A 22278-nucleotide genomic window follows, 5' to 3' on the forward strand; every position below is an offset into this window, starting at 1 on the left:
CCGCGCGCCGTGATGAGTCACTCTTGCACCGACTCGAAGAATTGAGCGGTATCTGCCTCGATCGTTTTGTACAAATCTCCACTTCACCGTTAACAAAGGGTGCAAGGTGCAAAGCAATTTCAGGAAACCTGCGCAGCGGTTTTCCGTCCGAAATTGCGTAAAAACAAATACTTAGAGCGGGTCGGCGGCACTATGAAAAGCTGAACCGCTCTAAACCGCCCGATTTGATTCCTCCATCGCTCGCACCACCCTTAGCGGGGACCGTCTGATGAAATTGCTGGTTGCCTCGGCTCCGAGCGGGCGTCCCAGGAAATTGCCTTGCAGGCAATCACAATTCTCCTTGATGAGCCACCGCGCCTGTGCCGACGTCTCGACCCCTTCGGCGGTGACGCTTATTCCCAGGCCGTGCGCCAGATTTATGATCGATCGCACGATGGTCTGGCTTTTGAGATCGGTCTCCAGGTCGGCAATGAAGTACTGATCTATCTTCAACGTGTCGAAGGGAAAGTTCTTAAGGTAGCTCAACGATGAGTAGTATGTTCCAAAATCGTCGAGCGATATTCGTATTCCCAAGACGTTCAGCGTGTTTAATGTGTCGATATTGTCGATCGTCTTCTCGAGAAGAACCGTCTCGGTAATCTCGAGTTCAAGTCGGTCGGCCCGGATTCCAACTGCATCGATGACCTGAGCGATGGTATCCGTCAGCGAACCGCTAAGGAACTGAGCCGGCGACAGGTTCACTGCGACCGTCAGCGAGGAGGGCCACGTCAATGCCTGGCGACAGGCTTCCTCGAGCACCCATCGTCCAATCTCGTCCATCAGACCGTCCGCCTCGGCGATCGGTATGAACACGCTGGGTGGAATGATTCCGATCTCGGGGTGCCGCCACCGCAGCAGCGCTTCGAAGCCGATCACCGACGCGGGAGAGCGAATGAGCGGCTGATACTCCAGATAAAGCTCGCCCCGCTCCAGCGCGGTTCGAAGGTTGCGCCTCAGATTCTCGCGTTGCTCGAGCAAGAGCAGCATCGAACGGTTGAACGTTCGAGCGCAACCGCGTCCATCCGTCTTGGCTGCGTAAAGTGCAATGTCGGCGGCTTTCATCAACTGCTCGCCATCGGTCCCGTGCTCCGGCCCGAAAGCAATTCCGATACTCGAGCCGACGAAAACGGGAATGCCGTTGATGACGAAAGGCTCCTTGAACGCGTCGACCAGCGATCCTGCGAGGCGCTCGGCTTCCGCGGGCTGATCCTTTCCCAATTGGATGACGGCGAACTCATCGCCGGCATACCGGTATGCGGATTCACCGTCCTGCAGAGCGTCGCGGATTCGACCCGCCGCGAGTTGAAGAAGCGTGTCGCCTGCTCCATGACCGAGCGTGTCGTTGACCGCCTTGAAATCGTCGAGGTCGATTTGCAGCAAGGCGGCTTTCGGCTTTGCTCCGCCGATGCCCGCCAGCGCCTGCTGTAGCCGCTCGCCGAATCGCCGCCGATTCTGCAGTCCGGTCAGCACGTCGTGCGTCGCCTGATGGAGCAGAATTCCATGCTCCTGCTCCTCCGCCGCACTCCGCTCGCCGTGCCCCCTTGTCTCGATGATTCCCACACCATTCGCGGCGGCGAATACGAAAACGGAACGGGGCGCTTCGTCCGATGATCGCGGCAAGTCGATGCGTGCCGGAGTGCCGCCGTGGAACACACGAAGAAATTCGTCGCGGTACCTCGCATCGAGGAAGCTCGGGTAGATCTCCCAAACGGCGGCACCTGGCGCTACCGCGCCTCCGTACACGCCTTTGAGCTTGGTTGCGTAGTGCGTCAGACAGAAGTCGCTGTCATAGAACGACAAAAGTTCGGTCGTGTTTGCCAAAAGGTCAGCGAGAAGCGCTTCGCCGACATGTGGAACATCGCTTGAGGAAAGCCCCTCACTATCCGTGCCGACGCCTGATGCCTCTGGGTTCAAGAGCCACCTCCATAGGCGGTGCAAATTCGAGTTCCCCAGTCCAGAAATAGCATAACTGCCAAGCTTGGCAAACTTTCAACTCGCTTCTTAACAAGTTCCGCATGCTGCGTTGTTGCAATGCATGCTCTGCCGTGATTGGCGGAAAATTGTCGATATTAGTGAACTGTGACAGTTCATTAATAAATCGGCAATTGGCGGAGATTGGCTGTATGATTGATGTCGCGATCGACGCGACACGAAATATTGTGGTCCATGAGCCAGCGTGGCCTTGGCCGCCCCTGGCAAGCCCGCTTGAACCTGCCCCATCTCAACATCGCCGATCCTGTTTCAATTTCCAAGCGCCTTGAGCCAACCTTCAAAGGAAGAGGCCTTCTGGTGTTCTGCATGAGAAGCAGAGTGGGCCGGGCGCGGCAACACCACCGTACTGCGGCCTTCGCGGGGGCTGTAACCGAATTCCTTGCTGAATGCCCGGCTGAAATTGGCCGCTGAACTAAACCCGAAGGCCTCGGCAATTTCAACAATGCGCCGGCTGTCCGCCGGATCGCTAAGCGCGATATGGGCTGCCAGAAGCCGGCGGCTTTGAATGTAGTGGAGAACACCACCGCTTGGTTCGAACAACTGATAGAGACGGGAGCGCGAAACGCCGAGCGCCCGGCACATTGAACCCGGTGTCAGACGAGCCGCATCCAGATTGTTTTGGACGTATCGGCGCGCCCGCTCCATCAGCGCGACACCCGCCAATTGTTCGGCGGCGGCAGCATGTTCCGCCGGCGGCGCGAGGCAGGCAATGATCATGCTGCGTGTTGCGTGCACTATGCGGGGCAGATCTTCGGCCGTGAGGCTGCGCAGCCTTGCCTCGATGCTGTTGACGTAGTCGACCAGGAGGTTGGCAAAGTTGCCGAACAGAATTGAATTGTTCTTCGCGTCGAGGGTTGCCGCCACATCGGCGAACAAATCACGCGGCAGATAGAGAAAGAGACTTTCGGAGTCCGTTGTCCTCCCGCGAAACGGATAGCCAAGCGACCTGATCTCCAATTTCCCCGGCTGGCCTTCTGCAACGCGGCGATCGACCTCCGTCCACGACCGGCCAGTATGGGGCAAGGCGATATACCAGTGATCGATCGAGCTGGACCGGAGTTTTGCGGCAGAACGCATGTAGCTGTGTGCCGCTGCGCGCTGCTGAACGACCAGCATGCCACCGAGGTTCCAGGCCGTGTGGTCGGCGGGAAAGCCATCGTCCGGCGATTTGTCATCCGGCAACTTGACCTCGACAAGCGGAGCCATATGCGCTTGCCAGGCGGCGAATTGATCCTCTGGTGTCAGTTCGAGCGTTGAAAAGGACAAAGGCTGGAGCGCCGGCGCGAGTGACGAAGCTTGCTCGTTGTGAGGTTGAGCGTCGCGCGACCAACGACGTCGATCACGCTCCGGCGGCTGCTTCGCAGGGGTCTTGCCTCGCTTTTTAGCGTCCATCGCGTGGTGCCATATCCGAATCGGCTATGCCCATGCCCCGCTCAATCATGTGGTGTATCTCAGGTATCTGGCAAGGCTCTGAGGCCGATATCGACAGACCAGCCCGATCAAGCCGTTCGGTGACCACAGCCGCAACCCTGCCGACTGCAGCTGATTCGCGTCGACAGAGCCGGCGATCACGCTGAGTTACAGCAACAAATGCATTCCGAGATAAGTTTCTGGATGCGGCGCTAACGACACTCTTCAGCCCGGTGCTTATACATCGAGCATTGTAGAAGCGTAGTTGGGGAGACCCTCGAAATGACCGCAAAGCTCAACAGCGAAGCTCGTCGCAAGATAATTCTTGACGGATACGTTAACAACGAGCCGTTGAAGGATATTGCGGCCAGGATCGGATGCTCACTGGCCAGTTTGAAAGTCACCGCCAGTAAAATCGGCTGCACTCGAACGCCGAAGGAGGCGGCCGATTTTAGGCGCGGCTTTCATATACCGGAAAACAAGCGGCAGGATTACTACCAGTTGATGACCATTGGTCAGTATAAAGCTCGCGAGTGCGGGGAAATTTTGGGATTGCTGACAGTTCAATCGTCAGGAAACGAGTAAACTCACCGCAATACACTATCGACGATATTATCGCTGGAGCATTCCATCGCCTCAGCGGTTCGTCGGTAAGAGGCCCGCTGCAGCACGGGCAGCGGGCCCTGAAAGGTTCGCACAGATGCTGCGTCGGCGCTTCAATCGCACCTGCCTCAGCCCTCACGATCTGGCTATTTGCGAACGCGTGTTCGATCGGATCTGCGCGGATGAGCGTCTCGACCCATTGGACCCGGACGCCGAAATCCTGGCGGTGATGGTTGTGGCCATTTTTCGAAATGCTCACACCGGCGAGTGCGAACTGCTGGAAGCGGTCAGGTCTCGTCGGCAAAACGGCGCGGGAAGCGGGCATTAGCGCACCGCATTCGACCGCGTAGCCGAGCGGGTCTGGCTGAGCGCATAAACTCCTCCAAGGAAAGAGGCTGGAACGTTTCGGCCGACCGCGCGTTGTGTCTATTGGGGTGTAGGCCGGCTTGTTTCGGCCGGCCATGGCGTCAGGGAGGCGCGTGGCGGGGAATGTCCCAGGTCAAGACCGTGAAGCCGGCCGAAGCGGCAGCAGCGCCGCGGGCGTCGGAGGTGTTCGCGATGAAGCTCACTTCATCGGAACTGGCAACGACGATGTCGCATTTCCATCGCGCCGAGATCGCCCGCATGGCCGGCTGGCGCGACAGGCTGGACCGGACCAGCAACTGGGCGATCACTGTTGTTGCCGCCATGCTGTCGGTGTCGCTGTCGACGCCCAGCGCCCATCACGGTGTGCTGTTGTTCGCCATGCTGCTCATCACGCTGCTGTTGTGGATCGAGGCGCGGCGCTACCGCTTCTTCGACGTCTACCGCGCCCGGGTACGCCAGTTCGAGCGCTATTATTTCGCGCAGATCTTCTCGCCGCAGCCGGACTACGCCTCCAACTGGTTGGCCATTGTCGGCGAAGGCTTACGCTCGCCACGCTTCCTGATCTCGCAGCGCGCGGCGCTGGTGCGGCGGCTGCGCCGCAACTACATCTTCATGTACACGATCCTGATGCTGGCCTGGGTGTTGAAGATCACGACGCCCAGCCTGCAACGCGACGGATCGCCAATCGGCTTCGGCGCCTCGTTCCTGGACGCGATGCGGGTAGCTTCGCTCGGCCCGGTGCCCGGCATCGTTGTCACATGCATTGTCGGGTTGGCCTATGCCGCCATGCTCGCCGCGGCCGTCCTCGTCAGTAGCGAGGAAGGCGAGCTTTCGCACGGTACGGTGCATGTTTGAGATGCCTCGCCTTCCGCCTCTGCCGCGCCGGAGATGCAGCCGGCGTAGGTTAGTCGGGCTGGCTCGCCCCTCGCCCCCGATAGCGCAGCGCCTCGACCAGCACGGCAAAGGCCGACGAATGCTGCCGGCGGCTGGGGTAATAGAGGTGGCAGCCTGAAAAGGGCGGGCACCAGTCGGCGAGCACGCGCACCAGCCGGCCATCGGCAATATGAGCCAGCGCCTGGTCTTCCGGCAGATAGGCCAGGCCGAAGCCGGCCAGCACCGCGCTCAGCCTGAGCGCGGAGGTGTTGAAGACGAACTGCCCTTCGACCCGCACCTTGAGCTCGCGGCCGTTCTTCTCGAACTCCCAGGCGTAGAGCCCGCCATAAGTCGGCAGCCTGAGATTGATGCAATCGTGCGCCGTCAGGTCCTGCGGCGTTTTTGGCGGCTTGCGCCTGGCGAAATAGGCGGGCGCGCCGACCACCGCCATGCGCATGTCTGGGCCGATGCGCACGGCGATCATGTCCTTCGCCACCTGCTCGCCGAGCCTGACGCCGGCGTCATAGCGCTCAGCGACGATGTCGGTGAGACCGTAGTCGACGATGATCTCGACCTTGATGTCGGGATAGTTCGGCAACACCTTCGCCAAAGCCGGCCACAGCACCGTGTCGGCGGCATGCTCGCCCGCCGTGATGCGGACCGTGCCGGCGGGTTTATCGCGCAGTTCGCTCAGCGCGGCGAGCTCGGTCTCGATCTCCTCAAAGCGTGGGCCAATGGTCTGCAGCAGGCGCTCGCCGGCTTCCGTCGGCGAGACGCTGCGCGTGGTGCGGGTCAACAGCCTGAGCCCAAGCCGCTCTTCCAGCCCGCGAACCGTGTGGCTGAGCGCCGACTGCGAAACGCCGAGTTGCGCCGCCGCCCGGGTGAAACTCCGCTCCTTGGCCACCGCCAGGAAAGCGATCAGGTCGTTGACGTTCTCGCGCGGCATTCATGAATCCTCCTCATAGGTGCATGCGGATTATACCATCTAATCCGCCGCCTTCGCAGCCGCTAGATTCCACCCAACACCAATCATCGGGAAAGGCCGGGCGAACGCCGCGGCCGATCGAAGGACTCCAGACTATGGACATCAAGCGAAGCGGCTCTCAAGCCTCCGGCAAGGGACCGGCCGATTGGTTCACCGGCACCGTCCGCATCGACCCGCTGTTTGCGGCAAACGCGCTGGCGCGTGCGGCCGGCAATGCGGTGACGTTCGAACCGGGCGCGCGCACCGCCTGGCATACCCATCCGCTCGGTCAGATCCTGATCGTTACGGCAGGCTGCGGCCGCGTCCAGCGCTGGGGCGGCCCGATCGAGGACATCCGTCCGGGCGACGTGGTCCGGTTCGAGCCCGGCGAGAAACATTGGCATGGTGCTGCGCCGACCACGGCGATGACGCACATCGCCATCCAGGAATCGCTCGACGGCAAGGCCGCCGACTGGATGGAGCATGTCAGCGACCAACAATACCAGGCCGCACCCTGGGCGGCATGAGCATCGAACATCCGACCTGAAACGGAGATCGCGACACGGACGTGGCGCGGCCTCCAACAATTCTTGAAAGGACAAACAAATGCAAAAGCGGAAACTTGGAAACAGCGACCTCGAAGTCTCGGCCCTTGGCCTTGGCTGCATGGGGATGAGCCAGTCCTACGGGGCGCCGATGGCGACGCCGGATGCGGTCCGTCTGATCCGCTCCGCGTTCGAGCGGGGCATCACCTTCTTTGACACCGCGGAGGTCTATGGGCCGTTCACGAACGAGGCGGTCGTCGGCGAGGCGCTGCAGCCGATCCGCGACCAGGTGGTGATCGCCACCAAGTTCGGCATCGACATTGCCGGGACGGCCGGACATGAAGGCATGGACAGCCGGCCGGAGCATATTCGCGACGTCGTCGAGGCCTCGCTCAAGCGACTGCGGACCGACCGCATCGACCTGCTCTACCAGCACCGCGTCGATCCGGTCGTGCCTATCGAAGAGGTGGCGGGCGCGGTGAAGGATTTGATCAGCCAAGGCAAGGTGAAGCATTTCGGCCTCTCCGAGGCTGGCGTGCGCACCATCCGGCGCGCGCATGCGGTGCAGCCGGTCGCCGCCCTGCAAAGCGAATATTCGCTGTGGTGGCGCGAACCCGAGGAGGCGATCCTGCCGGTCCTCGAAGAACTGGGGATCGGCTTTGTGCCCTTCAGCCCGCTTGGCAAGGGTTTCCTCACCGGCGCCATCGACGCCACCACGACGTTCGACAGCAGCGACTTCCGCAACACCGTCCCACGCTTTGCGGAGGAGGCCCGCAAGGCGAACCAGGCGCTGGTCGATGCGATTGTCGCGATCGCGGCCGAGAAGAAGGTGACCCCGGCACAAGTCGCGCTCGCCTGGCTGCTGGCGCAGAAACCCTGGATCGTTCCGATCCCCGGCACGACGAAACTCCATCGCCTTGAGGAGAACATCGGATCGTCCACGGTGGCGCTGACCGCAGCCGATCTTGCCAACATCGAGAACGCGGTTTCCGCGATTGCCGTGCAGGGAGAGCGCTATTCTCCGCAACAGGCGGCAAGGATCGATCGCTGAGCGATTTTTTCAAACCGCAATCAAGGAGAAAGAAGATGCAAAAGCGCAGACTTGGAAACGGCCTCGACGTCTCGGCCTTTGGGCTCGGCTGCATGGGCATGACCTCGGCCTACGGTCGGCCGGCGGTGAAGAGCGACATGATCTCGCTCATACGGAGCGCCGTCGAGCTTGGCGTCACCTTGTTCGACACGGCCGAGGCCTATGGTCCGTTCGTCAATGAGGAGCTGGTCGGCGAAGCGCTGGCGCCTTTGCGCGATAAAGTGGTGATCGCCACCAAGTTCGGCTTCGACATCGACCTTGAGACGGGCCAGCGCAGCGGCGGTCTGAACAGCAGGCCGGACCATATCAAGGCGGTCGCGGAGGCTGCGCTGAAGCGGCTCAGGACCGACCGCATCGATATCTTCTACCAGCACCGCGTCGATCCCGCCGTGCCGATCGAGGATGTCGCCGGCACAATCAAGGAGCTGGTCGATGCGGGCAAGGTGAAGCATTTCGGTCTCTCCGAAGCCGGGGCGCAGACCATCCGGCGCGCGCACGCCGTCCATCCCGTGACCGCGGTGCAAAGCGAATATTCACTGTGGTATCGCGGCCCCGAGGCGGAGATCCTGCCGACGCTGGAGGAACTCGGCATCGGCTTCGTTCCCTTCAGCCCGCTGGGGGCAGGTTTTCTGACCGGCAATATGGACGCGAACACGACTTTTGCCAGCACCGACTTCCGCGCCAGCGTTCCCCGCTTTGCGCCCGAGGCGCTGAAAGCGAATGTGGCGCTGGTCGACCTGCTGCGCAGCGTGGCGACGGCGAAGGGCGCTACCCCGGCGCAGATCGCGCTTGCCTGGCTGCTGGCACAGAAGCCATGGATCGTTCCGATCCCCGGCACCACCAAACTACACCGTCTGCAGGAAAACCTCGGATCTTCCGCCATTGAGCTTGCGCCGGAAGAGCTCAGGGATATCGACCAGGCGGCGTCGCAGATCACATTGAAGGGTGCCCGCTTGCCGCAAGCGGTGCTCGACATGACGGGCCGCTAGGCGATGGCGCGCCAGCGTCAGCCTGGCATGAGGCGGATATCGAAGGATCGGAGGCAATTCCTCGGTTCTTCCTGGAAGGCAATTTCCGGGCTTGTGACAGGCGGGCTTTTTCTGATGCCAACAATAATCCTCGCCGAGCCGGCAAAGCCGAACTTTGCCGGCCGAAAGGTGCTGATCCTCTATTATTCGCGCACCGGCCACACAAGGACTGTCGCCAACCAAATCCATGGGCTGGTTGGCGGCGACATGGTGGAGCTCCGGACCGTGCAGCCCTATCCGGATGACTATGATGCGCTTGTCGCACAAAACGTCGAAGAACAGAGCTCCGACTACATGCCGCCCTTGCAGACGACAATCGACAATCTTCGGGATTACGACGTTGTCTTCATCGGCTCGCCGCTCTGGAACGTCAGGCTGACGCCGCCGGTCCGCAGCTTCCTGTCCAGCCATGATCTGTCAGGCAAGATCATTGCACCATTCGTCACCTACATTGTCAGCGGCCTCGGCCGGTCCCGGCGGGACATCCAGGAATTGTGCCCGGATGCCAGCGTGCTGGACGGCCTCGCGGTGCTGGGGGAGGATGCAGGTGAGGCACAAACCGCGGTGTCGGAATGGCTCCGCGGCTTGCGTTTGTAGCGAGCTGGACGGCGGGCCTGGCCTCATCTCAATAGCATGATCAGTCTGGCGCCGGCCCCTTCTCAGGCGATGGCGCCACGTGGCGGCTTTGGGGCCGCGCGCCTGCGGATATTGCGGCATGGTGAGGATCGACAAGCCAGGCATTTAATTCAAATCCGACTGTGGATATTTGCCATCGGGTAAAGCGAATCGGCCATCCCTGTTGAACGGCGGGCAATAAGGAGAAGCTTATGAAGAGCGACTTTGCCGCCGCACACCTCCATCTTGAACGAGCATGCCACTATCTGCGCGGCGACGATGGGACGAGCAGCCATGCCCGCGCGACCTTGGACCTTCTGATCGAGGCAATTGTCGCGGCCCAATACACTCGGCCCGCGGGTGACGTCGTGGAATTTCCCATTGCGGCAAGGCTGCGATAGTCGGCCCTGCCTTTTAGAGCATGATCCCGAAAAGTGGAATCCGGTTTTCGGAAAAGATCATGCTCAAACAAAGGGATAGGCCTATCCCGATTCCATCGGGATGGAACAGGCTCTAGCTTCGGCCTCGCGGATCTGGCGGAGCCGAAGCCGCCGACCTTCCCTCAGCGCGCTGGTTCAGCGCAAATCCCGCCTGAAATTCCCTGGTGTTGTTGCGATTGGGATAGGGCTGGTCCGGCACCGAAACGCGCAGATGCGCACACAGGGGCTCCCAGCCGTCGCCGAGATTGTGGACCAGCAGCCGCTCCGGCTGCACTGTCGCCATGACCGCGGCGACGTTAGCCTCGTAGAGGGCAATCGCGGCCGCGCGGTCGTGCGCCTTGCCGCCGAAGACCTGCTTCGAAACCAAGGCAATGCCCAGCGATTCCTGATCCTGGCTCTGGCTGATGCCGGCCAGGATGGTTTTCTCGAAACTCTGCCACCAGCTTTCCGCAGAGCGCCAAGTGAGGATGACCCGGGCGTCGGGATAGACCTCGATCAGCTCGCGCCAGTAATACGCCGATGGCCAGTCCATGCAGGAGGCATAGCCTGCAAACAGCGCACTCCAGTCGGGCACGGCGCCCTTCGCCAGCGCGCGCCAGAGCCGCTTCTGCTCCTCATTGGCGATAACTTCGGACATGTGATGACAGGGGCCAAAACCGAGGATGGTCAGCGCTTCGCGCATCGAATCCGTTCCGGTGCGGCCAAAGCCGGTTCCGATCACCTTGATCGACATCGTTTTCCCCCTGTGTCGAACCGGCCGAAGTCGGTCCCGTGGCCATGACCCCACGGGCGGTTTCCCCGCTGCACGACAGCGGCCATGTCCGCGCCCAGGGAACACCGGGTGGCGTTGGGCAGTAACCCTTCGCTCTTCATCGCGCATATCCCAGATGCAGCCGAGCCAGATTAGCCGCGAACGATGGAGCTGTCCCCTGCAAAGATCGGTTGACCAGCCTTGGCCGCGAAGCGACTATTCTGCTCGGACAGCCAGACTGCAGGAGGACATGCGATGGACGAGCCCGAACGGTGGCGGCACATGACCAGTGCGCCGAAGGATGGCAGCAGGATCCTGGTCACGATCCGGCCATCCGAACAGGGGCCGGCCGAAGTCGACCTCGCCTATTGGTCGCGAGCCGATCAGTTCGGCATTGAAGGCTGGCGCGCTTCCGACTCGTCTCCGGGACACGTGATTGGATACGCCGAACCGGAACTGAAGTGCTGGATGCCGCTGCCGACAGCCAATCTAAGCCGGGCTTCCATGCCGGCGCCCTGGGAAGGCGAGGACAGCCAGCAACTGGATGGCTCGGGAATTTGAGGCGCGCAGGAGCGACGCCGCCTAGAGCGCGCCACCTCGAACCCGTCCAGCTGCCGAGCCGCTCCCACCAGAACGCAGGTGCCGGAAAAAAGCGCGTGCGATACGCGCTATCCGCTCGCATGAGCCGATCGTGATGGCCCAGAGATCGAACCTGCGGGTCGTTGCTGCCCGCCAGCCCCGCTGCATCTCAAGATAGCGCGCAAGCGCAATATCATGACGAAGCGGCACAGGCCCGTCGCGCAGCTGCGGGTTCTGCCAGGAATCATTGTGCCGGATGGGCCAATCGGTCGAGTTCGGGCGTAGCATAGCGTCCTCCTGAGACAAGGGCTGCCTTGTCCAGGCAATCTCCTCCAGCACCGTGAGAAACGCGTTGGAACCATCGTGATGAAATCGTGAAAAGCGCCATGCAGGCAGAAACACGTTGAAATAGAGACCGCGACGCGAAAGGATCGCCGCCAAATTGTGGCTGTGGCGGATCCGATGACGGCGCCTCATCTTTATCTACTGGGTGGTTTCGACTTTGCCGGTGTCGGGGCCGCGGTCCCGGCCCTTAGCCGCAAGGCGCGGGCGATGGTGGCTTACCTCGCGTTGCAGTCCGGACACTGGCAGTCGCGCGAGAAGCTCGGCGCCCTTTTTTGGGGTGGCAACAGCGAGACCCAGGCCCGGATGAACCTCCGGCAGGCGGTATCGGTCGTCAGCAAAGTCATGCAGGCGTCCGGCAGCGGGCGCTTCCTGAAGGACGGCGACAACATTGCCTTCCTTCTCGATGGCCTTGATTTCGACGTCGCGCAGTTCGAGGTGCTGGCCGTCAGCTCGGCGCCCGACGACCTCGAACGGGCACTTGTCATCTATCGCGGCGACCTGCTTGACGGCTTCGGCCTGAAGGAGGAGCCGTTCGAGGATTGGCTGCGGGTCGAACGGGAACGCCTGAGGGCGATGGCCGTCGCGGCACTGGACAAGCTCGTCTCGCACTATTGCGTGACCAATGATCCCGCCTCATGCGTGCGGGCTGCAACGCGCCTGCTGTCCATCGAGCCGCTGAGGGAGGACATCCACCGCGCCCTGATGCGAGCCTATGCGGCCCAGGGCCGGATCAACCTCGCGCTGAGGCAATATGAGAATTGTCGCGGTGCGTTACAGCGGGAGCTTCACCTGCAGCCCGAGCCCGAGACAAGACATTTGCACGAGATGCTGCGGGCCCGCCGCACGACATCGCCGCGTCCGGCTTCGGCCTCCGAGCCGTCGCGCGTCCAGGCCGAGGCAAGCGGCGAGCCCCTGCGACCGTCGACCCACTACGTCAAATCGGCCGGGATCAATATCGCCTATCAAGTGACCGGCGATGGGCCGATCGACCTGATCCACGTGCCTGGCTGGGTTTCCAATCTCGACCTTGCCTGGGCATCGCCGCGGCTGGCGCATGTTCACCACCGCCTCGGCACCTTCTCGCGCCTGATCCGCATGGACAAGCGCGGCACGGGGCTGTCCGACCGCAATGTCGGTCTGCCGACCTTGGAAGAGCGGATGGAAGACGTGCGGGCAGTGCTGGATGCGGTCGGCTCGAAGCGCACGGTCCTGTTCGGCAGCTCCGAGGGCGGCCTCATGTGCATGCTGTTCGCAGCGACCTATCCCGAGCGCACGGCGGCACTCGTGCTCAACGGGGCCTATGCCAGCGGCAGATGGTCGAAAGACTATCCCTGGGCGAAGACGAGCGAGCAGGTGGAAGAAGACCTCGGCTCTGTCGAAAGAGAGTGGGGAGAGGCGGCGGATATGAGCAACGCAGCGCCCAGCCTGATGGGCGACACTGTCGAGAGGGAATGGTTCGCCGCCTACCTCAGGAATTCAGCCTCGCCGGCAGACGCGATTGCGCTCTGGCGCTGGGCGACCGAAATCGATGTTCGCGACATTCTGCCCGCCATTCATGTTCCGACTTTGATAATGCAGACGACGGGCGACGGCTGGATAAAGCGGGAAGAAGGACGCTACCTGGCGACGCATATCGAAGGCGCCAGATATACTGAGCTTGCTGGCCGGGATCACGTGATCTGGGGCGAGAATTCCGATCGCCTCGTTGACGAGATCCAGGCTTTCGTCACCCGCGCCTTGCCGGCAGCGTCGGGCGAAGGGGTTCTGGTGTCGGTGCTGTCGCTGGAGATAGGCGGCCAGCCATCTGATGCAGGTACAGATCTGATCGAGCGACACGCCGAGGATATCCGTGGCGAACTGCTCGCTGCCGAAGGCCGCCAGATCAGGCGCTCGGCAAGCGGATTCCTCGCCGTGTTCCAACGGCCGACGCGGGCAATCCAGTGCGCAATCGCCATCCGCCATCGCCTGCGGCATTCCGATCTGGATGTCCGGTCGGCAGTCCACACCGGCGAATGCGAGGAGCGCGGCAATGACTTCACCGGCATCGCGATCGAGCTGTCATCGCGGTTGCTCGACCATGCGCGGCCGGGCGAGATCATCGCATCGCGAACGGTGCGCGATCTCGTGGTCGGCTCCGGGCTGGTATTTGAAGAGCATGGCGAGATGGAAGCAAGCGGGCTGCCGGGCAGCCTGCAGCTCTTTTCCGTGAGGGAGCCGCTGGTCTGACGCCGGGCGGACGGCTGCCTGCAGGCGCCGCACTCGCTGCCTAGCCCTTCGCCATCACAACCTTGCTGACCAGCCAGCGGTGCTTGCCAAGGCGGCGGGCGCACTCAAAACCCTGGCGCTCGAACATGGCAAGCGTTGCATTGTGCAGGAAGGCGCCGGGGACCGACCGTCCTTCCGCATCCTCGGGGTAGCTTTCCACCGTCCCGCCGCCTCGACGGCCGATTTCGTGGACAGCGCCCTCGAGAGCCGCCGCCGCGACGCCCTTGCCGCGGTAGGACTTGTCGACGAAGAAACAGGTGATCCGCCAGTCCGGAAGGCTCACCAGCCCGTCGCGATACGCACGCTGGTGCTTGATGCGCGGCAGCTCATCCGTCGGCCCAAACTGGCACCAGCCGACGCAGGCCGCGCCGTCGAAGACCAGGGCGGCATGGGTGCGGCCTTCGCGCACCCTGGCCTCTTTCTCCTGGCGGTTTTGCACCGCGCCGACGCCTTTGGCATGGAAGGCCATGCACCAGCATCCGCCCCAGACGCCGTTGTGTCTCTCGACCAGCGCGGCGAAGTCAGGCCATGTAGTTTCATCAAGAGGTTTTACGCTGAAGCCGGTCATCGTCGTCTCATTCGGCTCGGCACGATAGCCGATTTGCCGGTCTTTTGCAGTCCAGCGTTAGGCGACGGTCGGGGCCCTAATTTCTGAAGGCGATCGTCGCGGCGGCGCCACCCATGCACACGGCAGCGCCGCGATTGAACAGCCGGGTGGCGCGCGGCGATTGCAGGGTCCGGCGGGTTCTCGCCCCGGCGATGGCAAACGGGAACTGAACGGCTGCCAGGATGATTGCGGTGATTGCCAGGAGAATGGGGACATCCATCGACGACAACGCGTGGATGTCGACGACTGTCGGCAGGATGGAAATATAAAACAGGACGGATTTGGGATTGCCCAGCGTGATCAGGACACCCGAAACAAACGCGTTCTTGCCACTCTTGACCGAGCCCGCGTCGGCGCCGTCGAACGTTTCGCCGGACCGCCAGAACTGCACCGCCAGCCAGCAGAGATAGGCCACGCCCGCCCATTTGATCGCGATCAGCAGAAAGCTGAAGGTCTCCGCTATGAACGCCAGGCCGGCGAGCACCGTGGCGAGATAAAGCACGTCGCCTAGGACCATGCCGGCGGTCACCCAGGCGGCTTGCCGATATCCGCTTTTCAAGGCCTGCGCGACAATGGCAACGATCTGCGGACCGGGAATGATCGCGGCGATTGCCAGCGCGCCCGAGTAAGCAACAAAGCCCGACAACGTCATGGTCCGCACCTGTCAGTCATGGAGGATCAAACGCCTGCTGGCGAGTGGAAGCGCCGACAATCCGATCGCTGGCCAGCCCCTGTCAATCCCATGAGCGGAACGATGCCGCCGCTTTGATACGGCTGAACCGCCTCGGTCGCTCAAAATCATTCAACCAAACGGTTGACTATCTGAAAGCGCATATCTATATTCAACTACATGGTTGAATTAGAGACGCCACAGATGGATCAGGTCTTTCACGCCCTCGGCGACGCCACGCGCCGGCACATGCTTCGCGACCTCGCCGGCGGCGAGCGCACGGTGAGCCAGCTGGCCGAGCCCTTTGCGATGTCGCTGGCGGCGGCCTCCAAGCACATCAAGGCGCTGGAGAATGCCGGGCTGATCCGGCGCGAGGTGCGCGGCCGCACCCATGTCTGCCGGCTCGAAGCCGGGCCGCTGGCCAGCGCCCACGAATGGCTGAGCTTTTACGAGCGCTTCTGGAGCAGCCGTCTCGATGTCCTCGAACAGCTTTTGCGCGACGAGATCGCGCGCAAATCCCCCTCACCGCCAACAACGCCAACACCAAAGGGAGACGACAAATGAACCAGATGAAAAGCTTCGATGGCTATGGCGAACTGATCGAGCCCGCCACCTTGAAGATCGAGCGGCTTTTGCCCGGAACCATCGAGCGCGTCTGGGAATATCTGACGCGGAGCGATTTGCGCCGTCAGTGGCTGGCGGCCGGTGAGATGGAGATGAAGGCCGGCACTCCTTTCGAGCTTACCTGGCGCAATGACGAGCTGACCGACCCGCCCGGCGAGCGCCCGGCCGGCTTTGGCGAGGAACACCGGATGCAGAGCCGGATCGTCGAGTGCGATCCGCCGCGCAAGCTGACCATCGCCTGGAGCGGCAGCGGCAACGTCTCGTTCGAGCTGGTGGAGAAGGGCGACGAGGTGCTGCTCACCATCATCCACCGCCGCCTGGCCGACCGCTCGAGCCTGCTGATGCACGTTGCCGGCTGGCACATGCATCTCGACATTCTGGCGGCCCGCGTGACGGCGAGCACGCCGGAACCGTTCTGGGACGGCTGGAGCCGCCTGATGACGGACTACGACCGGCGCCTGCCGGTCTGACGCAACGCATGGATTTGGAACCCTACCTGCCCACGGGCACAACGCAACAGGAGACAGTCATGACCAGCTTCACCACCGCCTTCACCGTCGACCAGACCCCGGATGCAGCCTTCGCGGCCATCACCAATGTTCGCGGCTGGTGGTCGGAAGAAATCATCGGCCCGACCGACAAGTCCGGCGAGGTGTTCGACTATCGCTACCGGGATCTGCACCGCTGCAAGATCAAGGTAACGGAGCTCATCCCCGGCAAGAAGGTGGCCTGGCGCGTGCTGGAGAATTACTTCAGCTTTACCGAGGACAAGACGGAGTGGACGGGCACGGACATCCTCTTCGACATCGCCGAGAAAGACGGCAAGACCGAAATCCGTTTCACGCATCAGGGCCTGGTTCCCGACTATGAGTGCTACGACGCCTGCTCGGACGGTTGGCGCACCTACATCAACGGCAGCCTGAAGAGCCTGATTGCATCGGGCAAAGGCCACCCCAATCTCGGCGAACCGATGACCGACAGCGAGCGGGCGCTCGTCGCCTAGATAATCCGCCGCCCGGTTCAACCGAGCGAGCCATCCCCTTCCCCACATCCTGAAACGATGAAACGTGCTTGCCTCGGGCAAGCCCGATGGAGGACGTCATGCGTAAATTGATCACCGGAATGAAGATTTCCGTCGACGGCAAGATGGAAGGACCCGAGGGTTACGCCGACTGGGTCGATGCTTGGTCGGAGGAATACGGCCTGATGCCGCAAATCGACGCCTGCCTGCTCGGCGGCGTCATGTATTCCGGCTACGAGCGCTATTGGAGCGCGATCCAGCAGAACGAGCCGGACCAGCCGCTGCCGATGACCGGCAAACTGGTCAACCCGGCCGAGCTGATATGGGCCCGCTTCGCCGCAAAAACCCCGCACTATGTGCTGTCAAACAGCATGACTTCGGCAGCCTGGCCGACGACCCGCTTCGTACGCAATCTCGACGACATCGCGGCGCTGAAAGAGCAACCCGGCAAGGACATCTACCTGATGGGCGGCGCCAGGATTACGGCGAGCCTGATCGATGCCGGGCTGGTCGATGAAATGCGGCTGATCCTCTATCCGCTGCTTGCCGGCGACGGCAAGGCGCTGTTCGGCGCGGCGCACAATCGTCGCGGGCTCGAGCTGCGCAAGGTCGAGAAACTGTCGGATGGGCGTGTGAGCCTGGTGTACGGGATTGGCTGACGGGCCTCGATCCAAAACCGAAAGTCGGCGTGGCTGCGCTGACCTTCGGCCCGACAGAGCCACCGCCTCGCCTTAGAACGGCAGGCGGATTTCGTCGGATTCGACCGTCCTCGGCCAGCCGATGTCCTTCCGGATTTCCGGCGGCAAGTCGTTCAATGCCCGCATGGTTTTCTTGCGCTTGCTGGCGCGTTTGAGAGCCGCTCCAAGGCGGCCAAGTCTCCTGAACATCGATATCCTCCATATCGCAGCGACAGAACCAGCAGCGCCGCCCCGTCGCATTGCGCCGGTTTTGCGATGTGTCTGTATCCGGTCGATTGCGCGAGAACGGTGAAAGACTTCACAAAACCGGGCATGCTTGAAACATTTGCATGCAAACTAATCTGGGCTGGGGAATTGGGGCGTCGGCTGAGGCGGTCTGTCACCAATCGGTCGGGCAAGGCTGGAAATCCCCTGCCCTTTCCAACAAGATGCGGCGACATCCGGGAAGGCCGTGGCATGTGCAACCTCTACAACATCACCACCAGCCAGGAGGCAATCCGCCAATGGACACATACCTTGCGCGATATCCTCGGCAATCTCGAACCCTCCATCGACATCTATCCCAACCAAGCCGGCCCGGTGGTACGCAACGCGGCGGACGGGCAGCGCGAGCTGGCCAATCTGCTGTGGGGCATGCCGACGCCGATCGAGCGGGTGAAGGGCAAGGCAGACTACGGCACCACCAACATCCGCAACCCGCAATATGGCCACTGGCAGCAATATCTCGGCGTGGAGAACCGCTGCGTGGTGCCGCTCACCAGCTTTGCCGAGCCGAGCCCGACGCCCGGCGACAAGGACCCTGAGACAGGCATCCAGCGCAATGTCTGGTTCGCACGCGGCGAAGAGCGGCCGCTATTCTTCTTCGCCGGCCTGTGGACGCGCTGGCAAGGCGTGCGCAAGGTGAAGGACGGCCCGGGCGACTTCGAGCTCTATGGCTTCCTCACCACCAAGCCCAATGCGCTGATCGCGCCGATCCACGAAAAGGCGATGCCGGTGATCCTGACCACGCCGGAGGAAACCGAGACATGGCTGACCGCGCCGTGGTCTGAAGCAAGGCATTTGCAGCGCACCGCCCCTGATGACGCGTTGGTGATTGTCGAGAAGCCGGCGACGCAGATCAAGTTCCCGCCGCAGGCACCACCGCAAACACCGCCGGCGCCGGTGCAGGGCTCGCTGTTCTAAAGCTTGAACTTCTGCAGCACCCAGACGTAGCCCTTCGGCGGATGGTCCTGGTCGATGAACTGCGTCCGCACCGTCGTGTCCGTTCGGCTGCAGCGCTTGCACCTGAAGCGGATGGCTTCCAGCGGCTTGTTCCAGCCCGCCACCTTGGCCACCTCGTTGGCGCGGAAGCGGCCGACATGGTAGCAGTGACCGCACTCGACAATGAGCAGCATGTTGGCCTTGGCCGCTCGCCCGACGCTGTCCATTGGCCCGGCCATGGCTCATTTCCGTTTATGATAATCCTGCGGCAGCGGCAGCAGACCGAGCCCGGCCGCTCGGAAATCGGGCTCCTTCTCCGCCACCGTCGCCATCACCTCATGCAGTTTGTCGGTCAGCCCGCTCAGCTGCCAGAACAGCGCGCCATTGGCCTTCAGGTGCAATTGTGCCGCAAGCACCGTCTGGCGCAGGCGCAGCGCATCGTTGATGATTGCCTCCGCATTGCCTGCAAACAAGCGGTCATAGCGGCTGTTTCGTCTGCCCATCGCGGCTCTCCTCGGATTGCGAGCAACCGCCCCACCTCTCAGCAAATAGGAACGCATTCCTCGCCGAGTCAATTCGCCCTTGACATTTTTGTTCCCTATTTGTTCACTATCCCCTAATAAGCCAATCGGAGACATCGCCATGGATCACATCGTGACGCTGGACAGCCGCCAGGAAGCCGCCCTGCAGGACATCGCCGACAGCTTCATCGCGCAGCACAAGGGCGACGCGGTGAAGGCGCTGAAAGAGATGATCGTGCTCAACGGGCATCTGCAGGAAAGGCTGGATGTGGTGGAGAGTCGGCAAAGGCTAAGCGCTCAGAGGTGATGGTACGCTGACGCGTATTCAATCGTGTCGAAAATCGGCTTTGCACCCCGAAATTGACCTTGCAGCCTTCTGGATGGCGTCCACGGCGGCGAACCAGCGGTCGGCAACGCCGTGAAGATCGCCGCGCGAAATGCAGTGGGCCAACTTGCTGGCGCCCTTCAAGAACCAACGCCGACAGACACGCAGGGCACCTTGCAAGGCGCAACTCGGTGCACGAGGGCGACCATGCCTGCGCGGAAACACCTTGTAGAAACGCGTCGCTGCCCATACCATGCCAGGTCTTGGTGAAATCTGATCAGGAGGTCAGTGGAATCGGTCGGGTTTTTGAGCCAGTGCAAGGTAGGGAGGATAATAATTATGGCTTCCGAAGTACAGGCAAACAATGGCGTTAACGTAGAGGCGCTGCTCGCCGCAAAAGAAGCGCTTACCAATGCCCCGGAGGCGGCGCAGTTCAAGTGGCGCGCGGCCTGCGAATGGAAGGACGGCACCCACAGCCACTCGACGGTCGAGAGTTTTTACGGTCTCGGCCAGGACCAGCATCGCAAGACCACCTTCGCATTCGATGCCGACCATCCGGAGGTCTTCGCTTCCCTGGATCAGGGCGCCACGCCGGTCGAATACGTGCTGGTCGGGCTGGCCAGTTGCCTGACCGCCGGCATCGCCGCGGTTGCCCAGAACCGGAACATCCAGTTGAAGTCGGTGAAGGCGACCATCGAAGGCGACATGGATCTCGCCGGCATACTCGGCATCGACAGCGACGTGCGCAACGGCTTCAGCGGCATCACGGTGAGGTACAACATCGACGCCGACGCCAAGCAAGAAGACATCGAGGCTCTCGTCGCTCAGTCGCAAAAGCGATCGGCGGTCTATGACATTGTTACCAATCCGACGAACGTCACGGTCGTGGTGAACTGAAAGGCGCTTCGAGCCGTAGACTCTCCTGAGAGGGCGCGATTAGTTCCGTCACCACAGTGATCGTCGGCGCAGGGCACGCGGGGCTCGCGATGAGCCGCTGCCTCGCGGAGCGCTCTATCGACCATGTGCTGCTGGAGCGCGGCGAGATCGCCCATACCTGGCGCACCGAGCGATGGGATTCGCTGCGGTTGCTCACCCCGAACTGGCAGAGCCGGCTGCCGGGCTTCCGCTATGACGGCGACGACCCCGACGGCTACCGGACGATGCCTGAGGTGATCGACTTCCTCGGGAACTATGCCAAGGCGATCTCGGCTCCGGTCAGAACACACACGACCGTTACCTCGGTTCGCAGCGACGGGGCGGGATATCTCGTGCGCACGGACCGCGGCGAGTGGCGATGCCGGACCGTGGTGCTGGCGTCGGGCGCATGCAACGTCGCGCGCCTGCCCGATTTCGCCGCCCGTGTGCCGCCGTCGGTCGCCATGCTGACGGCGCAGTCCTATCGCAATCCGGGTCAGGTCGCCGACGGTGGTGTGCTGGTGGCGGGCGCGTCGGCCAGTGGCACCCAGATCGCACAGGAGCTGCAGCGTTCGGGGCGTCAAGTGACCCTGTCGGTGGGCGAGCACATAAGGGCGCCCCGCGTCTATCGCGGCAAGGACCTGGAATGGTGGATGGACGCCGCCGGCGTGCTCGACGAGCGCTACGACGAGGTAGACGACATCAGGCGGGCGCGACGGGTTCCTTCGCTGCAGCTTGCCGGCACGCCCGACCGCACCACCCTCGATCTCAATGCGCTGGTCGACCTCGGCGTCAGGCTCGTCGGCCGTCTCGCCGGCATCACCGAAGATGGCAAGGCCCAGTTTGCGGGGTCGTTGCGCAACATGTGCGCGCTTTCCGATCTCAAGATGGCCCGACTGCTCGACCTCATCGACGAATGGGCGCGCGCCAACGGCCTGGACGCGACCGTCGGGCCGCCGGATCGCCTGCCGCCGACCCGTGTCGAGGACAGCCCGCCGCTCGGCCTCGACCTCGCCGGAGGCGCGATCAGGACGATCGTCTGGGCCACCGGCTACCGGCCGGACTACTCCTGGCTGGAGCTGCCGGTCCTCGACCGCAAGGGCTACGTCCGTCACGACGGCGGGGTTGCTGACTATCCGGGCCTGTACCTGATGGGGATGCAGTTTCTGCGCCGCCGCAAGTCCGCGCTGATCGACGGCGCTGGCGACGACGCGCGTGATCTCAGCGACCATCTGGCATCATACCTCAATCAGAATTCAATGAGCTAGCAGCATCATCGTCCAGGACCGGAGGGAACAGGTTGATTGCCGCGACAACTCGGAATTCCGTGACCTGCGATCATATTCCCAGGTGCAACTTCGGCTTCCAGAAGGGGCGGAACAACTCGATCTTGGGACAGCGGTTCATCACCACTTTCAAGCCCGCTTCCTCCGCTAACCGGGCAGCAGCGTCATCGCGCACCCCGATCTGGCCCCACAAAACCCTGGCATTGATTGCAATGGCCTCCTGTGCAACCTCCAACAGATCTTCGGAGCGTCGAAAAACCTCAACCATATCCACGGGCCGGTCGATGGCCGCCAGTGACGGGTACACCTTAAGCCCTCGAATTTCATCCAGACCGGAACTGGGGTTGACCGGGATCATGTCATAGCCGGTTTCGTGCAGCACCCTGAGAACACCATAGGAAAACTTGGTCTTGTCGGGGCTCGCCCCCACCATCGCGATGGTTTTGACCGACTTCAGAATGTCTTGCAGATAAGCCTCCGAATAGGGCTCATCATGATTCATATAG

29 protein-coding genes are annotated in these 22278 nt (G+C 62.2%); 18 read left to right on the forward strand and 11 right to left on the reverse strand.

Translation table 11 applies throughout. The annotated features are described in order from the left end of the window. Nucleotides 1–210: 210 nt before the first annotated feature. Entirely contained in the window at nt 211–1860 is a 1650-nt protein-coding gene (locus tag AC1DXN_RS12065; protein WP_477274028.1) for a putative bifunctional diguanylate cyclase/phosphodiesterase, read from the reverse strand. A gap of 420 nt (nt 1861–2280) precedes the next feature. Further along, the gene (locus AC1DXN_RS12070) at nt 2281–3423 is read right to left on the reverse strand and encodes a helix-turn-helix domain-containing protein (protein ID WP_477273943.1); all 1143 of its coding nucleotides are present in this window, start codon (nt 3421–3423) and stop codon (nt 2281–2283) included. A gap of 300 nt (nt 3424–3723) precedes the next feature. Between AC1DXN_RS12070 and AC1DXN_RS12075 the strand changes: the two genes are divergently transcribed. From AC1DXN_RS12075 to AC1DXN_RS12085, 3 genes are all read left to right on the forward strand, one after another. Beyond that, on the forward strand, nt 3724–4026 hold the full coding sequence (locus tag AC1DXN_RS12075) for a hypothetical protein (RefSeq protein WP_477273945.1): 303 nt from the start codon (nt 3724–3726) through the stop codon (nt 4024–4026). 115 nt (nt 4027–4141) lie between these two features. Continuing rightward, complete coding sequence (locus AC1DXN_RS12080) at nt 4142–4372, forward strand: hypothetical protein (protein ID WP_477242286.1); 231 nt, start codon at nt 4142–4144, stop codon at nt 4370–4372. A gap of 161 nt (nt 4373–4533) precedes the next feature. Further along, nucleotides 4534–5265: a DUF2270 domain-containing protein gene (locus AC1DXN_RS12085; protein WP_477242284.1), complete on the forward strand. Its 732-nt coding sequence runs from the start codon at nt 4534–4536 to the stop codon at nt 5263–5265. Nucleotides 5266–5314: 49 nt separating this feature from the next. Here AC1DXN_RS12085 and AC1DXN_RS12090 read toward each other — a convergent pair whose 3' ends face one another. After that, the gene (locus AC1DXN_RS12090) at nt 5315–6229 is read right to left on the reverse strand and encodes a LysR family transcriptional regulator (RefSeq protein WP_477273947.1); all 915 of its coding nucleotides are present in this window, start codon (nt 6227–6229) and stop codon (nt 5315–5317) included. Between the two features lie 134 nt (nt 6230–6363). On the opposite strand from AC1DXN_RS12090, the gene AC1DXN_RS12095 reads away from it, so the two are divergent. The 5 genes from AC1DXN_RS12095 (at nt 6364) to AC1DXN_RS12115 (ending at nt 9926) form a co-directional block, all read left to right on the forward strand. Then, nucleotides 6364–6774 carry a (R)-mandelonitrile lyase gene (locus AC1DXN_RS12095; RefSeq protein ID WP_477242280.1) on the forward strand — a complete coding sequence of 137 codons (411 nt, stop codon included), beginning with the start codon at nt 6364–6366 and terminating at the stop codon, nt 6772–6774. Nucleotides 6775–6853: 79 nt separating this feature from the next. After that, nucleotides 6854–7843 (forward strand): aldo/keto reductase, encoded by a 990-nt coding sequence (locus tag AC1DXN_RS12100; protein ID WP_477273949.1) that lies wholly within the window; start codon nt 6854–6856, stop codon nt 7841–7843. A gap of 35 nt (nt 7844–7878) precedes the next feature. Next, entirely contained in the window at nt 7879–8871 is a 993-nt protein-coding gene (locus AC1DXN_RS12105; RefSeq protein ID WP_477273951.1) for an aldo/keto reductase, read from the forward strand. A gap of 114 nt (nt 8872–8985) precedes the next feature. After that, complete coding sequence (locus AC1DXN_RS12110; RefSeq protein WP_477273953.1) at nt 8986–9507, forward strand: flavodoxin; 522 nt, start codon at nt 8986–8988, stop codon at nt 9505–9507. 230 nt (nt 9508–9737) lie between these two features. Continuing rightward, nucleotides 9738–9926, forward strand: a complete 189-nt coding sequence (locus AC1DXN_RS12115) for a hypothetical protein (protein WP_477273955.1) — start codon at nt 9738–9740, stop codon at nt 9924–9926. Between the two features lie 112 nt (nt 9927–10038). Here the strand turns inward: AC1DXN_RS12115 and AC1DXN_RS12120 are convergent, their stop codons facing one another. Continuing rightward, complete coding sequence (locus AC1DXN_RS12120) at nt 10039–10698, reverse strand: sulfotransferase family protein (protein ID WP_477273957.1); 660 nt, start codon at nt 10696–10698, stop codon at nt 10039–10041. Nucleotides 10699–10971: 273 nt separating this feature from the next. On the opposite strand from AC1DXN_RS12120, the gene AC1DXN_RS12125 reads away from it, so the two are divergent. Continuing rightward, nucleotides 10972–11277, forward strand: coding sequence for a hypothetical protein (locus AC1DXN_RS12125; protein ID WP_477242270.1), 306 nt, complete (start codon nt 10972–10974; stop codon nt 11275–11277). A gap of 21 nt (nt 11278–11298) precedes the next feature. On the opposite strand, the gene AC1DXN_RS12130 is transcribed toward AC1DXN_RS12125, so the two are convergent. Further along, nucleotides 11299–11772, reverse strand: a complete 474-nt coding sequence (locus tag AC1DXN_RS12130) for a hypothetical protein (RefSeq protein ID WP_477273959.1) — start codon at nt 11770–11772, stop codon at nt 11299–11301. Here AC1DXN_RS12130 and AC1DXN_RS12135 point away from each other — a divergent pair. Beyond that, nucleotides 11758–13866, forward strand: coding sequence for an alpha/beta fold hydrolase (locus tag AC1DXN_RS12135; protein ID WP_477273961.1), 2109 nt, complete (start codon nt 11758–11760; stop codon nt 13864–13866). The genes AC1DXN_RS12130 and AC1DXN_RS12135 overlap by 15 nt on opposite strands. Before the next feature lie 40 nt (nt 13867–13906). Here the strand turns inward: AC1DXN_RS12135 and AC1DXN_RS12140 are convergent, their stop codons facing one another. Beyond that, nucleotides 13907–14473, reverse strand: coding sequence for a GNAT family N-acetyltransferase (locus AC1DXN_RS12140; protein ID WP_477273963.1), 567 nt, complete (start codon nt 14471–14473; stop codon nt 13907–13909). A 76-nt stretch (nt 14474–14549) separates the two neighbouring features. Next, a complete protein-coding gene (locus tag AC1DXN_RS12145) occupies nt 14550–15164 on the reverse strand; it encodes a LysE family translocator (protein WP_477242262.1) in 615 nt (204 codons plus the stop codon). 198 nt (nt 15165–15362) lie between these two features. Between AC1DXN_RS12145 and AC1DXN_RS12150 the strand changes: the two genes are divergently transcribed. From AC1DXN_RS12150 to AC1DXN_RS12165, 4 genes are all read left to right on the forward strand, one after another. Next, nucleotides 15363–15746 (forward strand): ArsR/SmtB family transcription factor, encoded by a 384-nt coding sequence (locus AC1DXN_RS12150; RefSeq protein ID WP_477273965.1) that lies wholly within the window; start codon nt 15363–15365, stop codon nt 15744–15746. Beyond that, nucleotides 15743–16276 (forward strand): SRPBCC family protein, encoded by a 534-nt coding sequence (locus tag AC1DXN_RS12155; RefSeq protein ID WP_477273967.1) that lies wholly within the window; start codon nt 15743–15745, stop codon nt 16274–16276. Before AC1DXN_RS12150 ends, AC1DXN_RS12155 begins: the two co-directional genes overlap by 4 nt. A gap of 59 nt (nt 16277–16335) precedes the next feature. Then, nucleotides 16336–16809 carry an SRPBCC family protein gene (locus AC1DXN_RS12160; RefSeq protein ID WP_477273969.1) on the forward strand — a complete coding sequence of 158 codons (474 nt, stop codon included), beginning with the start codon at nt 16336–16338 and terminating at the stop codon, nt 16807–16809. Nucleotides 16810–16907: 98 nt separating this feature from the next. Further along, the gene (locus tag AC1DXN_RS12165) at nt 16908–17486 is read left to right on the forward strand and encodes a dihydrofolate reductase family protein (protein ID WP_477273970.1); all 579 of its coding nucleotides are present in this window, start codon (nt 16908–16910) and stop codon (nt 17484–17486) included. Nucleotides 17487–17558: 72 nt separating this feature from the next. Here the strand turns inward: AC1DXN_RS12165 and AC1DXN_RS12170 are convergent, their stop codons facing one another. Continuing rightward, on the reverse strand, nt 17559–17714 hold the full coding sequence (locus AC1DXN_RS12170; RefSeq protein WP_477242252.1) for a hypothetical protein: 156 nt from the start codon (nt 17712–17714) through the stop codon (nt 17559–17561). Between the two features lie 267 nt (nt 17715–17981). Between AC1DXN_RS12170 and AC1DXN_RS12175 the strand changes: the two genes are divergently transcribed. Further along, the gene (locus AC1DXN_RS12175) at nt 17982–18707 is read left to right on the forward strand and encodes an SOS response-associated peptidase (RefSeq protein WP_477273972.1); all 726 of its coding nucleotides are present in this window, start codon (nt 17982–17984) and stop codon (nt 18705–18707) included. Here AC1DXN_RS12175 and AC1DXN_RS12180 read toward each other — a convergent pair. Both AC1DXN_RS12180 and AC1DXN_RS12185 read right to left on the reverse strand, forming a co-directional pair. Further along, entirely contained in the window at nt 18704–18964 is a 261-nt protein-coding gene (locus tag AC1DXN_RS12180; RefSeq protein WP_477242249.1) for a hypothetical protein, read from the reverse strand. The two genes, AC1DXN_RS12175 and AC1DXN_RS12180, sit on opposite strands and share 4 nt — an antisense overlap. 3 nt (nt 18965–18967) lie before the next feature. Continuing rightward, a complete protein-coding gene (locus AC1DXN_RS12185; RefSeq protein WP_477273974.1) occupies nt 18968–19369 on the reverse strand; it encodes a hypothetical protein in 402 nt (133 codons plus the stop codon). Here AC1DXN_RS12185 and AC1DXN_RS12190 point away from each other — a divergent pair. The 3 genes from AC1DXN_RS12190 to AC1DXN_RS12200 all read left to right on the forward strand — a co-directional run bounded on the left by AC1DXN_RS12190 (nt 19368) and on the right by AC1DXN_RS12200 (nt 21754). Beyond that, nucleotides 19368–19553 (forward strand): hypothetical protein, encoded by a 186-nt coding sequence (locus AC1DXN_RS12190; RefSeq protein WP_477273976.1) that lies wholly within the window; start codon nt 19368–19370, stop codon nt 19551–19553. The two genes, AC1DXN_RS12185 and AC1DXN_RS12190, sit on opposite strands and share 2 nt — an antisense overlap. Before the next feature lie 357 nt (nt 19554–19910). Beyond that, the gene (locus AC1DXN_RS12195) at nt 19911–20468 is read left to right on the forward strand and encodes an OsmC family protein (protein WP_477242243.1); all 558 of its coding nucleotides are present in this window, start codon (nt 19911–19913) and stop codon (nt 20466–20468) included. A gap of 56 nt (nt 20469–20524) precedes the next feature. After that, nucleotides 20525–21754 (forward strand): NAD(P)-binding domain-containing protein, encoded by a 1230-nt coding sequence (locus AC1DXN_RS12200; protein WP_477273978.1) that lies wholly within the window; start codon nt 20525–20527, stop codon nt 21752–21754. 70 nt (nt 21755–21824) lie between these two features. On the opposite strand, the gene AC1DXN_RS12205 is transcribed toward AC1DXN_RS12200, so the two are convergent. Further along, entirely contained in the window at nt 21825–22274 is a 450-nt protein-coding gene (locus AC1DXN_RS12205; protein WP_477274030.1) for a CoA-binding protein, read from the reverse strand. Nucleotides 22275–22278: the final 4 nt, after the last annotated feature.

The organism is Mesorhizobium sp. P2_H9 (genome assembly GCF_056403215.1).

Bases quoted from the DNA above. Each gene is read 5' to 3' on its own strand.
- AC1DXN_RS12195 (WP_477242243.1), top strand. From the start codon at position 19,911: ATGGCTTCCGAAGTACAGGCAAACAATGGCGTTAACGTAGAGGCGCTG.
- AC1DXN_RS12180 (WP_477242249.1), bottom strand. From the start codon at position 18,964: ATGGCCGGGCCAATGGACAGCGTCGGGCGAGCGGCCAAGGCCAACATG.
- AC1DXN_RS12150 (WP_477273965.1), top strand. From the start codon at position 15,363: ATGGTTGAATTAGAGACGCCACAGATGGATCAGGTCTTTCACGCCCTC.
- AC1DXN_RS12100 (WP_477273949.1), top strand. From the start codon at position 6,854: ATGCAAAAGCGGAAACTTGGAAACAGCGACCTCGAAGTCTCGGCCCTT.
- AC1DXN_RS12135 (WP_477273961.1), top strand. From the start codon at position 11,758: ATGACGGCGCCTCATCTTTATCTACTGGGTGGTTTCGACTTTGCCGGT.
- AC1DXN_RS12080 (WP_477242286.1), top strand. From the start codon at position 4,142: ATGCTGCGTCGGCGCTTCAATCGCACCTGCCTCAGCCCTCACGATCTG.
- AC1DXN_RS12110 (WP_477273953.1), top strand. From the start codon at position 8,986: ATGCCAACAATAATCCTCGCCGAGCCGGCAAAGCCGAACTTTGCCGGC.
- AC1DXN_RS12205 (WP_477274030.1), bottom strand. From the start codon at position 22,274: ATGAATCATGATGAGCCCTATTCGGAGGCTTATCTGCAAGACATTCTG.
- AC1DXN_RS12190 (WP_477273976.1), top strand. From the start codon at position 19,368: ATGGATCACATCGTGACGCTGGACAGCCGCCAGGAAGCCGCCCTGCAG.
- AC1DXN_RS12165 (WP_477273970.1), top strand. From the start codon at position 16,908: ATGCGTAAATTGATCACCGGAATGAAGATTTCCGTCGACGGCAAGATG.
- AC1DXN_RS12115 (WP_477273955.1), top strand. From the start codon at position 9,738: ATGAAGAGCGACTTTGCCGCCGCACACCTCCATCTTGAACGAGCATGC.
- AC1DXN_RS12075 (WP_477273945.1), top strand. From the start codon at position 3,724: ATGACCGCAAAGCTCAACAGCGAAGCTCGTCGCAAGATAATTCTTGAC.
- AC1DXN_RS12070 (WP_477273943.1), bottom strand. From the start codon at position 3,423: ATGGACGCTAAAAAGCGAGGCAAGACCCCTGCGAAGCAGCCGCCGGAG.
- AC1DXN_RS12155 (WP_477273967.1), top strand. From the start codon at position 15,743: ATGAACCAGATGAAAAGCTTCGATGGCTATGGCGAACTGATCGAGCCC.
- AC1DXN_RS12105 (WP_477273951.1), top strand. From the start codon at position 7,879: ATGCAAAAGCGCAGACTTGGAAACGGCCTCGACGTCTCGGCCTTTGGG.
- AC1DXN_RS12085 (WP_477242284.1), top strand. From the start codon at position 4,534: ATGTCCCAGGTCAAGACCGTGAAGCCGGCCGAAGCGGCAGCAGCGCCG.
- AC1DXN_RS12130 (WP_477273959.1), bottom strand. From the start codon at position 11,772: ATGAGGCGCCGTCATCGGATCCGCCACAGCCACAATTTGGCGGCGATC.
- AC1DXN_RS12140 (WP_477273963.1), bottom strand. From the start codon at position 14,473: ATGACCGGCTTCAGCGTAAAACCTCTTGATGAAACTACATGGCCTGAC.
- AC1DXN_RS12095 (WP_477242280.1), top strand. From the start codon at position 6,364: ATGGACATCAAGCGAAGCGGCTCTCAAGCCTCCGGCAAGGGACCGGCC.
- AC1DXN_RS12160 (WP_477273969.1), top strand. From the start codon at position 16,336: ATGACCAGCTTCACCACCGCCTTCACCGTCGACCAGACCCCGGATGCA.
- AC1DXN_RS12145 (WP_477242262.1), bottom strand. From the start codon at position 15,164: ATGACGTTGTCGGGCTTTGTTGCTTACTCGGGCGCGCTGGCAATCGCC.
- AC1DXN_RS12090 (WP_477273947.1), bottom strand. From the start codon at position 6,229: ATGCCGCGCGAGAACGTCAACGACCTGATCGCTTTCCTGGCGGTGGCC.
- AC1DXN_RS12175 (WP_477273972.1), top strand. From the start codon at position 17,982: ATGTGCAACCTCTACAACATCACCACCAGCCAGGAGGCAATCCGCCAA.
- AC1DXN_RS12125 (WP_477242270.1), top strand. From the start codon at position 10,972: ATGGACGAGCCCGAACGGTGGCGGCACATGACCAGTGCGCCGAAGGAT.
- AC1DXN_RS12170 (WP_477242252.1), bottom strand. From the start codon at position 17,714: ATGTTCAGGAGACTTGGCCGCCTTGGAGCGGCTCTCAAACGCGCCAGC.
- AC1DXN_RS12185 (WP_477273974.1), bottom strand. From the start codon at position 19,369: ATGGCGATGTCTCCGATTGGCTTATTAGGGGATAGTGAACAAATAGGG.
- AC1DXN_RS12120 (WP_477273957.1), bottom strand. From the start codon at position 10,698: ATGTCGATCAAGGTGATCGGAACCGGCTTTGGCCGCACCGGAACGGAT.